The 11,492-nt window shown below is 55.0% G+C and carries 11 protein-coding genes; 4 read left to right on the forward strand and 7 right to left on the reverse strand.

The genetic code is table 11. From position 1 onward, the window contains the following. The coding region (locus tag LBR61_10010) for an iron-containing alcohol dehydrogenase (GenBank protein ID MDR1732410.1) at positions 1-984 on the reverse strand (984 nt) is incomplete at its 3' end. Positions 985-1,186: 202 nt separating this feature from the next. Between LBR61_10010 and LBR61_10015 the strand changes: the two genes are divergently transcribed. After that, positions 1,187-1,882 carry a GntR family transcriptional regulator gene (locus LBR61_10015; protein ID MDR1732411.1) on the forward strand — a complete coding sequence of 232 codons (696 nt, stop codon included), beginning with the start codon at positions 1,187-1,189 and terminating at the stop codon, positions 1,880-1,882. 45 nt (positions 1,883-1,927) lie between these two features. Here the strand turns inward: LBR61_10015 and LBR61_10020 are convergent, their stop codons facing one another. From LBR61_10020 to LBR61_10045, 6 genes are read right to left on the reverse strand one after another with little or no spacing between them, the layout of a single operon-like run. Continuing rightward, entirely contained in the window at positions 1,928-3,013 is a 1,086-nt protein-coding gene (locus LBR61_10020) for a hypothetical protein (GenBank protein ID MDR1732412.1), read from the reverse strand. Then, positions 2,991-4,511 carry a tripartite tricarboxylate transporter permease gene (locus tag LBR61_10025; protein MDR1732413.1) on the reverse strand — a complete coding sequence of 507 codons (1,521 nt, stop codon included), beginning with the start codon at positions 4,509-4,511 and terminating at the stop codon, positions 2,991-2,993. Before LBR61_10025 ends, LBR61_10020 begins: the two co-directional genes overlap by 23 nt. A gap of 27 nt (positions 4,512-4,538) precedes the next feature. After that, on the reverse strand, positions 4,539-5,513 hold the full coding sequence (locus LBR61_10030) for a tripartite tricarboxylate transporter substrate binding protein (protein ID MDR1732414.1): 975 nt from the start codon (positions 5,511-5,513) through the stop codon (positions 4,539-4,541). A 28-nt stretch (positions 5,514-5,541) separates the two neighbouring features. After that, positions 5,542-6,039: a tripartite tricarboxylate transporter TctB family protein gene (locus tag LBR61_10035; GenBank protein MDR1732415.1), complete on the reverse strand. Its 498-nt coding sequence runs from the start codon at positions 6,037-6,039 to the stop codon at positions 5,542-5,544. A gap of 27 nt (positions 6,040-6,066) precedes the next feature. Further along, complete coding sequence (locus LBR61_10040) at positions 6,067-7,227, reverse strand: dipeptidase (protein ID MDR1732416.1); 1,161 nt, start codon at positions 7,225-7,227, stop codon at positions 6,067-6,069. Between the two features lie 2 nt (positions 7,228-7,229). Then, entirely contained in the window at positions 7,230-8,465 is a 1,236-nt protein-coding gene (locus tag LBR61_10045) for an amidohydrolase (GenBank protein MDR1732417.1), read from the reverse strand. A gap of 267 nt (positions 8,466-8,732) precedes the next feature. Between LBR61_10045 and LBR61_10050 the strand changes: the two genes are divergently transcribed. The 3 genes from LBR61_10050 to LBR61_10060 all read left to right on the forward strand — a co-directional run. Continuing rightward, entirely contained in the window at positions 8,733-9,521 is a 789-nt protein-coding gene (locus tag LBR61_10050) for an IclR family transcriptional regulator (GenBank protein ID MDR1732418.1), read from the forward strand. Positions 9,522-9,697: 176 nt separating this feature from the next. Continuing rightward, on the forward strand, positions 9,698-10,237 hold the full coding sequence (locus LBR61_10055) for a thermonuclease family protein (protein ID MDR1732419.1): 540 nt from the start codon (positions 9,698-9,700) through the stop codon (positions 10,235-10,237). Between the two features lie 26 nt (positions 10,238-10,263). After that, positions 10,264-11,492, forward strand: a 1,229-nt coding sequence (locus LBR61_10060; GenBank protein ID MDR1732420.1) for a radical SAM protein, incomplete at its 3' end; no start/stop codon positions are given.

Below are 11,492 nucleotides of genomic sequence, written 5' to 3' on the forward strand. Positions count from 1 at the left end.
GGCTCGCAGAGCGACGTCGACGCCCTCGCGAACGGGTAGCCCCGCCACGTTTTCCCCCATGGCTTCGGCCAGGCGGATCAGGCGTTCTCCTTTGGAGGCGGCTATGGCCCTGAAACACGAGAGGAGAAGAACGGAAAGCGATATGCCGTGGGGGGTATGAAATTCTCCGCCGATGGGGTAAGCCATGGCGTGCACCAGGCTCGTTCCCGCGTTGGCCAGCGAGAATCCCGACATGAGGCACCCCAGAGACATGTTATAGCGGGCGTCCAGGTTGTTGGGATCCGCCCAGGCCGGTCCAAGATTGCGGGTGATGATCCGGACGGCCTCCAGAGAGAGCGCGTCCGTTATGGGATTGGCGTTCTTCGAGAGAAACGGTTCCGCGGCGTGAAGCCAGGCGTCGAACCCCGAAGCGGCGGTGACTTTTCTCGGACTGGTGACGGTGAGCATGGGATCGACGACGGCCACGTCCGCCATGATGCTCTGGGAAGCGACCGCCTTTTTCACGTTGTTCTCGACGTCGAGGAAAATGGCGTGCTGGGTGACTTCCGAACCTGTTCCGGCGGTGGTGGGGATCATCAGGGATTTCGTGCCCTTGTTCTTCACCTTCCCCGGTCCGAAATATTCTCTGACCTTGCCGGGATTTGCCGTGAGCGCCGCGGCCATTTTCGCCACGTCCAGAACGCTGCCTCCTCCAAGGCCGATAACGAGGTCCGATCCCTTCTCCTGGATGAGCTTCGCCGCATTTTCCGCCATGTCCGTCGTGGGTTCGGAGGTCGTCCGCTCCAGGACGTGGACCTCCCAGGCGATGGAGGCCTCCTTCAGGCTCTTTTCAACGGCTTCGAGAGCACCGGAGTTTTTGACGCTGGGCCCGGTGATCAAAAACACGTTTTTCACGTTCAGCGCCTTGACCTCGCTGCCCACCTGCTGAACGGCGTTCATCCCAAAGGTGATTTTCGGAGCTCTAAACGGTATCGTCTGCCACATCACATATTTTCCCCCCATAAGATTGCACATTATTTAATCCAATGCCGCATTTTTGACAGTTTCGTTTACAATGCCCTGGTTTTGAAGGAATTTTTTAGTTTGCTTTTTAGGTTATACACATTGTACACTATATACCGTCGACGGTAAAGAGAAGGAATAAACGTGAGAAGAAGTAAAGCAGTCAAGATGAGGAGAAGTAAAAATGATGGACGAGATATTTGACGCTCAGGAGACCCTTTCGGTCGATCACCTGGTTGATCGGATTTTCAGCATCATTGAAGGTCATATCATTGAAGGGAAACTGAAGCCGCGCAGTCTTCTGGCTGAGGACAAGCTGGCGAGGGTGTTTGGAACGAGCCGGTCGCCGGTGCGGGAAGCCCTGCTGCGGCTGGAGAATATTGGTCTTGTCGTCCGGACGGAACAAAATCGGAAAATCGTCGCGCCTCTGTCGCTGGAGCTGGCGGAGGAATACTATCAGATCTGGGAAATGGTGGAGGGCTTCGCGGGGGGACTGACCTGCAGGACAGCCACGGACAGGACATATCTGCAGCTGGAGTCGATTCTTCGGGAGATGCAGGCCATTTCCGGGGCCGGTCCCGAGGAGTTTGGACGTTATCGCAGTCTGAACTATGAATTTCATTCTCTTTTTGTCGAGGAGTGTCCGAATCAAACGTTATTGCAATACTACGACAGGGCGATCAAGGCGATTCAGTGGTGCTGGAATCTGAGTCTCCATCATCGCGATGAGATCGTACGTTCCAATGAGGAGCACAAGGAGCTCTACACCGTTTTTAAAAGCAGAGATGCCGCGGGATTCGAGGTCCTTGTGCGCAAACACATTTACGACGCTTCCGTCCGTTTCCTCAGGGCCTTTAAAAACAGCTCCGAAACGGTCTGATACCAAATTGCTTTCAATCGGGCGCTTTCGTACGGGTTTTTTGTTTCAGAGGGAAAACTCCGCCAGACTTCGAACTCCCGTGCCTGGTTCGTCTCCGACCCGCAGCAGCCCCTTTTCGAGGGTGTGGCACGTATCGGCAAGCGTCGGCTGGGTGGCGAAGCAGGTGAGGTCATGGGGGACCGTGGCCGATGGCAGAGCGCAGGCAAGATGCAGACAGGCCGAACAGTTGATCTGAGTGTCAAAGGTATTGGCGACGACGCATCTGATTCCTGCCGCTTCCGCAACGCCGGCGATTTGCAGCGCTTTATAAATACCGCCCGTTTTGACCAGTTTGAGGGTGAAGAAATCCGCGGCATATTTTTCCGCGGAGACAAGCGCGTCGTGAGGGGAGAAGATCCCTTCGTCAATGCAGACGGGTACTCCGGTGCTTCGTCGTATTTCGGCGATGCCGTCCAGATCCCAGGAGGGAAGGAGTTGTTCGTACATCTCCAGGCCGCAGCTTTCCACCTGACGGATGAAAGAAAACGCGTCGGTGAAACTGTAACCTCCATTTGCGTCCACTCTCAGGGCGACGTCGGGCCTCAGAACTTTTCTGACCGCCTGAACCCGCTTCGCATCGGCATCCACGTCGGAACCTATTTTCATTTTGACGCTTCTGTATCCGTCCTCCAGATATTTTTCTGCTTTTTTCACGGCTTCATCCAGGGAGACGATTCCAATGTGGCGATTGATGGGAACTTCGTCCCGCATTTTCCCTCCCAGCAGACGGTAAAGAGGAATTTTGAGATTCTTCGCGTTCAGGTCGTACAGGGCTCCGTCAACGGCCATTTTTGACGCGTGATTTCCAAAAATCAGGCGGTCCATCCGGTGATGCGCGGCAGCGATGTTGAAGCTGTCCATTCCCATAATTCCCGGAAGAATTTCCGTCTTCAGAATCAGGGCGACGTTTTGAGCCGTCTCTCCGGAAAATTCCGGCAGGGGGGTGGATTCACCCCACCCCCTGTTACCCTCTTCGTCTTCGATCGACAGAATGACGTGTTCCTTTTCCTGGGGCGGTACGCCGTAAGATGTGGTCATCACCACTGTGGGGCGTTTAATGATCTGTACTTCACATTTTTTGATCCGCGACATGGTCGTGCCCTGCCTTTTTTGCCTTCGAGTAAAGAGGCGCCGCGATAAAAAGCAGTGCGGCGACCAGTATGGCCAGTGCTATGGGGCGGCTCCACAGTTCGGAAAAAGAGCCGTTGGCCGCGATAATGGCGGTTCTGAAATTGCTTTCCACAATGGGGCCCAGAATGTACCCCAAAATCAGGGGTGGAAGCGGAAAACCGCTGCCGGTAAAGAAGTAGCCGAAAATTCCGGCACCCATCAGAACCCAGATGTCGAAAATTCTGTTGTTGACGCTGTAGGTTCCCAGTATGCACATAATCAGAATGACGGGATAGAGAATTTTCGCCGGAACTTTGAGCAGTTGGACGAAAAGCCGGACCGACGCCAGCGCGATGACGAACATCACCACGTTGGACAGGGCGTAGGCTATAAACATGGATCCCACCACGTCCACGTTTAGCTTGAACATCAGCGGACCCGGCTGAAGGCCGTGGATGACCAGGCCTCCCATTAAAATGGACGTCACCAGATCCCCCGGAATGCCCAGAGTCATCATGGGGATCATGGCGCCTCCGTTGACCGCGTTGTTGGCCGACTCGGAGGCCGCTATTCCCTCGATGCGCCCCGTTCCGAACTCTTCGGGTTTTTTCGACAGGGATTGAGTTTGAGAATAGGCGATCATGGCCGCGGTTGACTGCCCCACGCCCGGCAAAATACCGATGGCCGTGCCCACGATGGAGCCAATCCACATTGCCCCGTGGGATTTTTTGAGATTTTCCCAGGAGGGCAGCAGGGGAACGCGCTCCTGCATCCGGATGAACTCCGCCTTTTTGTTGGCCATGCTCCGAACCTGGGTCAACATTTCTCCCAGGGCAAAAAAGCCCATCAGGGTCGCCAGCGTTGGGAACCCGCTGTTGAACTGCCACAGGCCGAAGGTGAACCGGTTGATTCCCAGAATGGGGTCCATTCCCACGACGGAGATGAAAATACCCAGAGTCGAGGCGATGAGGCCCTTCAGAATATCGTGTCCGGCCAGGCTTACGATCACGCTCAGTCCCATGATTCCGAGGGCTGTATACTCCCAGGGGCCGAAGATGACGGCCACCCGGGCCAGAAGCGGCGCCACGGTGATGAGGACGAACATGCTGAAGGTCCCTCCGATGAAGGAGGCAAAAATCCCCATCGAGAGAGCTTCGGCGGCATGGCCTTTTTTCGCCATGGGAAAACCGTCGAAACAGGTTACGATGGACGCCGAGGTCCCCGGGATGTTGAGCAGTACGGCTCCATAGAGACCGCCGGAAATGCCTCCCACATAGATGCCGATCAGGGTGGCAAGGCCCTGTATCGGGGACATGACGTAGGTGAGGGGAAGGATCAGCGAAACGCCCAGAGCCGCCGTCAACCCGGGGATGACGCCGAAAATCAGCCCCAGAATCACTCCCCCCACCAGGAGACAAAATATGGAAGGGTCAGAAAAGAAAGCCGTTATACCTGTGCTCAGAGTTGACAGGATATCCATGGCAGACCCCTTTTCAGCCGAAAAACGTCATTTGCCGTCGCCATATTTTTCCAAAAGCTCTTTATAATAGATTGCGTTTTCGTCCACCCAGGCGCGGGTGGTGGCGCTGTCCCATTCCACCGGCTCGATGCCCATATTCTCCAGATAGATTTTCTTGAATTCAGGATTTTTCAGCCCTTTGAGAAAAGCCGCTTCCAGTTTTTTGACGATGGGGTCCGGAGTGCCGGCGGGCGCCCACACGCCACGGGTTCCAAGGCAGCCTGTGGCGTTGTAGCCCAGCTCGATCATGGTGGGGACGTCGGGAAGGAAGGGAGAACGTTCTTTCGAAAGAACAAACAGGGGAATCAGGTCTCCGGCTTCGATAAGAGCTTTGTTTTCCGATATGGTGGCCAGCAGCGTTTCCACATGGCCGCCCAGCAGAGCCGCCCGGGATTTTGTGGAACTGTCAAAAGAGACGTAGTTCACTTTGATTCCCGCAATATCCTGAATAATCAGGGCCGATGTGTACATGGTGCTCATGCCGGCGGAGGCCAGACGCAGTTTTTCGGGGTTCGCTTTGGCGTACTCGAAGAATTCCTTCGCGGTCTTGAAGGGAGAGTCCTTGCCCACGCAGAACACCGGGTTGTCAACCCCCATGACGATAATGGGAATCATCTTTTGATAAACTTCAGGAGAAAGCTGTCCGTTGAGGCCGCCCACGATCATGCCGGCGGGGGTGTTGGCCAAAAGCGTATAGCCGTCGGGAGCGCTGTTATAGGCTTCCATGGTTCCGATCGTGGCTCCGGCGCCGGGGATGTTTATGATGACGGCAGGCTGACCGAAATCCACGAATTTCAGCAGTGTGCGGATCGTCAGGTCTCCGCTTCCCCCCGCCCCGAAGGGCACGATAACCTTTATCGGCTGCTGGGGGAATTTGTCGTAGTCCGCGGCCTCGGCGGAGAGAACGCTGAGCCCCAGCGCAAAACAAAGAGACAATGCAAAAACGACTTTACAAAATTTCATCTCAATACACCTCACTGTTTGATTCAGACTATCCAAATAGAGAGAACGTCGGCAGATAAACGCTCAATAATTTGGAGAAAGCGAAATCCAGAACAAATGTCACAACCAGCGCCAGGACGAAGTACCTGGCCGTCAGTGCCGCGAGTTTGGGGCGGGGACTCGTACCGGAGTCCAGAGACAGGTAATGGTAATACGTGACCAGAACGGTCAGGAACACCAGAGTACATAAAAAGAATCCCACACTTTTCAGAAGCAGCACATACATCAAAAGAAGGACTATTGTGCAAAAAGTTCCCAAAGTACAGAGCGCCGGACCTGTTCCCTTTGTTTGGGCACGGATGGACCGGATCAGAAGCCCCAGCGAAAGAAGAAAAAGAACGACGGCCCAAAGCCGGGTGTACAAAGTGGCGTCGGCCAGCAGCGGGACCCGGGCGGAACTGCGGAACGTATCGCTGTAATAATAAATCCACAGGCTCAAAGCAAGACAGATCACGCTCCAGAGACCATCTCGCGCATTTTTGGACATTAAAACACCTCCTTTTATCCTGTCTTTTTATCCTATGGTCTTTTCAAGCAGCCGCACCACGTTCATACCCAGGATTTTGCCGATATCTTCATCCGAATATCCCCGGGACACCAGCACCCGGGAAACGTTGGGGATTTCTCCGGGATTTTCCAGGTAATCCACGTATTCTCCCACCAGCTCCTTTTCGGGATGCGCCATCATTTTCGAGATGCAGCGATGCAGGTCGGCGTGATTGCCGAACATGGCGTCGGTTCCCACTGCCACGTGATTGATTCCCATGACCTGTACGCAATGGTCGATTTGATCGGCCACGTCGAAAATAGACTGATAGGGTTTGGAAGAGGTAATATTCGGGACAGACTGAATTCCAATCACCCATCCGGCCTCTGCGATTTTTTTCAGCAGATCGTCGGACTTGGCTTTGGGGTGGCTGCTGAGGGCCGCCGGCAGAGAGTGGCTGATGCAGCATGGCGCGTCGGAAAGCTCCAGACAGTCGAGAATGGCTCTGTCCGAGCTGTGGGCAAAGTCCATCAGCACGCCCAGTCGGTTCAGACGCGTCACGACCTTTTCACCGAAGCGGCTGAGCCCTCCATCCTCCTTTTCGCTGCTTCCGTCGGCGATGGTGTTGCGCTGGTTGTAAGAAAGGCCGAGGCATCGGACCCCGATGCCGTACAACAGGTCCAGGCGGTCGATTTCATTGCCCGTAATCCCCGCGTTTTCCACGTTGGCGAAAATGGCGCAGCGGCCCGTCTCTTTTGCCCTGTAAATATCGGCCACGCAAACGCCGACTATTGCCACGTCGGAGTGGTGGTAAATGTCCGCCTGACGGGTTCCAATATCCCAGACGATGTCGTCGAACTGCCATGCCACAGGGCTGGAACGCCGCCCCGCGCTGCCTCCGTAACCGTTGAAACAGGCGGTCAGTCCGGATTTGGCGATTCCGTCATATCCGTTGGCCACGCGGCCGCTTCGGGCATAGGTCTCGAAATCGCGCAGCATGTTTTTCGCCAGCCGGTGAACATGGTTATGGAGATCGAATACGATGTCGTTTTTGTGGAGACGAGCCGCCCGTTCCTCCTGCTCCGGGGGAAGCTCCAGAACATGGTCCCAGGGGCCTCCGGTGTCGGGCGCCAGCTCCACCGGCAGAACTTTCGGATCTTTCAGATAGGAGTACGCTTCCGTTGACATTTTTACACCACTTTCGTCGCGTCCGGCTCCGGTTCCGGAGCCAGAACATTTTCGGCGGCCTGGGCGAGGATGGATACCCCCACCGGAAGACCGCGTAAATCGACCCTGAACGTCGGAGAATGGGTCGATCCCCATTTCGTCCCGTCGGGTGCTCCCACGCCCAGGCGCATTACGCCGGCCGGGACGCGCTGAGAAAAATAAGCGAAGTCCTCGCCTCCCATCCGCGATTTGGAGAGCCTGATGTTCTTCTGCGGGAGGATGCGTTCTCCCGCTTTTTTCAGAACTTCCTCCGCTTTATCGTCTACGGCGCAGGAGGGAACCCCCACTTTGTAATCCAGTTTGGCCGTCAGGTGAAACAAAGAGGCGATGCCATCGCAGACTTCCTGCATACGCCGGCGTATTTTGTCCTGCACCTCGCCTGCCATCGTACGAACTGTGCCGGACAGAAGGGCTGATCCCGGCAGAATATTGGGCGCCGTGCCGGCGTTGAACGTGCACACCGAAAGGACTGCCGCATCCCGGGCGTCCAAATCCCTGGAAACGATGGTCTGCAGAATGTTGATGAGCTCTGCTCCGGCCACGAGCAAATCCTGAGTCTGAAAAGGCCGGGATCCGTGTCCGCCCTTGCCTCGAAGCTCTATGAAAAAACTGTCCGAACTGGCGTGGCTGTACCCTCTGAACAACGCCATTTCTCCCACGCGGAGCTCAGGATCTCCGTGAGACATCAGGATCATGTCCACATCGGGATTTTTCAACACTCCGGCCTCGACCATTCTTTTCGCCCCGCCCAGGGTTTCCTCCGCCGGCTGAAAGATGAACTTGAGAGTCCCTTTCATGCGCTCCACAAAGCGATTTTCCATCAGGTATTTCATCACGCCCAGCAGAACCGTCGTGTTGAGGTCGTGGCCGCAGGCGTGCATCACATTGGGAATCTCCGACCGATAGGGCACGTCCGCCTCTTCCTGAATGGGCAGCGCGTCCATATCGGCCCGAAGAGCCAGCACGGGGCCGGGCATACGCCCCTCAACGAGCCCCACCGCTCCCGTTTCCATCCCGGGTATTTCCGCTTGCCGGACTCCCAGCTCGGACATGACCGACTTTACAAGAGCTGTGGTGCGAAATTCCTGCATTCCCAGTTCCGGGTGCCTGTGAATGTCTTTATAGGTTTCCTCAAGCCATTGGATAAAATCGGGAGATTTAATTTTTAAAGACAATCCTGAATCCCATTCCTGTTCCAAAATGGGGCTCCCCCTAAAATATAAAAAATTTAGACCGACATTCTAATAATAACGTGTATTTTACAAGGCAACTTTTCTTTGTCAAGTAAAAGATATAAATCTGTAAGTGTGCGACATTGCCGTGAATTGCGGAGAGAATCAGGGCGAAGGCAGGATGCAGACAAATGTTCAGCCTGGATCAGGGTGAGATTGTTAATTGCTATAATACTGAATGCTGAGAAAAGGACAGGGCAGACGAAAAAGGGAAAGAGACAAGAGAAAGGACTGTTGAACGGCTTGAAAAGTAAGGAATCCGAACGCACAAACGTCTCTCTGTTAAACAGCCTCAGAATTTTGGAGTATCTGGGCTCTGTGGATCATCCGGCTTCTCTGGCCGAGCTTGTCAGGGCTCTCGTGCTGCATAAATCGCGGGTTATGAGACTCTGCGGCACGCTGGAGAGTATGAACTATTTAAAGTATGATGAAGAGAAGGAAGTGTACTCTCTGGGGTCGAGACTGATGACCCTGGGCAGGATTTATGAACGCCAGACGCCTGTTATCAGCGAAATTCGCTCCGTTCTCGCCGAAATCGTGGCGGAATTGAAGGAAACTGCCGGTTTCTACGTCCTGATCGATGAAAGACGCGTCTGTCTCTGCTCCGTGGAGAGTCCCCATCCTATCCGGTTCATCATGAACGAAGGAGCGGAACTGCGTTATCCCTACGGCTCCATCTGGAAGGTGATCATGAGCTGGGGACCCGCTGAACTGAAGGAAAAAATACTCGCCGGGGCCCCGTATGTTCCCGTTACGCCCTATACGATCGTCACCAGGCAGGATCTGGAAAAAACGATTGAAACAACGCTGAAGCAGGGATACTGCCACACCCGGGCAGATCACGATGTGGGATCGTCGGCAGTTTCCGTGCCGATTCTGGAGCCTTCCGGAAAGTTTATCGGAGTCCTCAGCGTGGGAGGCGTGACCGAAAGAATGGACAGCGCGTTCATGGTCAGAGCCGTTCCTCTGCTCCGGCAAAAAGCGGCGGCGCTTTCTCTGCGTCTGATGGGCTGGGCGCCGTAATTTAAAAAACGTAAATTGCTATTAATCCGTTTTTCCTGACCATTTTCTCTGAAAAATTTTCAGGGAATTTCGTTGCGTCGATTCATCCGTTATATTCAGCCGCTATAATGGAAGCAAACTGAAAATGACCGTCGCGTTCCCACGGGAACCGCGGTTACCAGGAGATGCTTGCAGTGATGAGACGAATACGGAACGGAAATTTTCGCGGCCTCGCCCGGAAGAAGAAATTGCTTTCTCTGATCGGGGCCATTGTACTGGGGCTTTTCTATTCTTTTTACGAACCCCGCGGAGACGTGCTTCAGGGAACGGTCGTCCAGGTTGTGGACGGGGACACGGTGGTGGTCGCCGTGGCGGGAGAAAAGCGTCGGGTGCGCCTGATCGGCGTCGACACTCCGGAAACGGTGCATCCGCGCAAACCCGTGCAGTACTATGGCAAAGAAGCCAGCGCCTTCACGAAAAAAAATCTGCAAAACAAAAGCGTATGGCTGGAATACGATGTGGCCCCTCTCGATAAATACAATCGCCACCTGGCTTACCTGTGGCTGGCAAAACCGGGGAAGGGCGAAGAGGCGATCCGGCGGGACATGTTCAACGCTCAGCTGGTTCTGGGCGGGTACGGAAAGGTCATGACGATCCAGCCCAACTCGAAATACGCCGATCTTTTCGTAAAATTTCAGCAGGAAGCGCGAACGGAACGCCGGGGACTCTGGCAATGATCCGGCGGCAGTAGGGCTGAAGAACGATGGAGACCGTCGGCGGGGATTTTTCACGAGAGCTGTCCGCTCTGAAGGGCAGGCGGATTCTCGGCGTCAATCCGCCCGTATATGACTTTTCCTGGTTTGACCTTTGGGCAAAACCTCTGGGGCTTCTCTTTTTGCTGCAGTTTCTTCGGGAACGGGGCAACGAGGTTCATCTTGTGGACTGCCTGGACGAAGGACGCACGACACCCCTTTCTTTTGGGCGCTGGAAGGTTTCCCGCGTCGCTGTGGAAAAACCCGCTCCGCTGAAAAATATTCCCCGCCGCTATTACCGGTTCGGCCTTGAGGCGGCGGCCTTTCGTCAAAGGCTCTCCTCCTGCCCCCCGCCGGACGTGATCCTCGTGACATCTGGCATGACCTACTGGTATCCGGGAGTGTTTGAGGCAGTGGAGACCCTTCACGAGATTTTTCCAAGGGTTCCGGTGCTGTTGGGAGGAATCTACGCGCGTCTCTGTTCGGAACACGCGCTTCGCAGCGGCGCGAACTTTGTCCAGACGGAATTTCCGGACGATTTCCTTCACGTCGTGACGACGCCGGCGCTGGACCTGTACAGCCGCCCTGGATATGGCGTGCTGCTCACTTCACGGGGATGTCCCCTGCAATGCGAATACTGCGCCTCCCACAGGCTGTATCCCGATTTCGTTCAGCGTCCGCCGGAGGACGTTTTTGCGGATCTGCGCGCTCAGATGTCCCTTTACCCGCTCTCGAACATGGCTTTTTACGACGACGCCCTGCTGGTGGGAAAGGAGCGACATTTTTATCCGATTTGCGAATATATTCGTGAAAACTTTCCCGATTTGAATCTGCACACGCCCAACGGGCTGCACGTTGCGCAGCTGAATGACGAATGTTGTCGGATACTTTTCGATACAGGCTTTCAGACGATTCGCCTGAGTCTGGAGGGCACGGATTCTTTCACCGTCGGGCTCAGTTCGAACAAAACGCGGCCTTCCCAGTACATGGAGGCCGTCGAATCACTGCGAAAGGCCGGTTATACGCCCGATCGCATCGAAACTTACGTTTTGGCGGGGCTTCCCGGACAAAAGACCGAAGACGTCCGCGCCTCCATAGAATTTGTCAGAAAGCTCGGAGGACGGGTGAAGCTGGCCGAGTTCTCTCCCGTCCCCGGCACTCCGATTTTCGAAAAGGTCCTCGCGCTCACGCCCCAGATTGCGGACGAACCTCTTTTACACAACAACACGATCTATGCCCC

It is taken from the genome of Synergistaceae bacterium (assembly GCA_031272035.1).
Taxonomy (GTDB): domain Bacteria; phylum Synergistota; class Synergistia; order Synergistales; family Aminobacteriaceae; genus JAISSA01.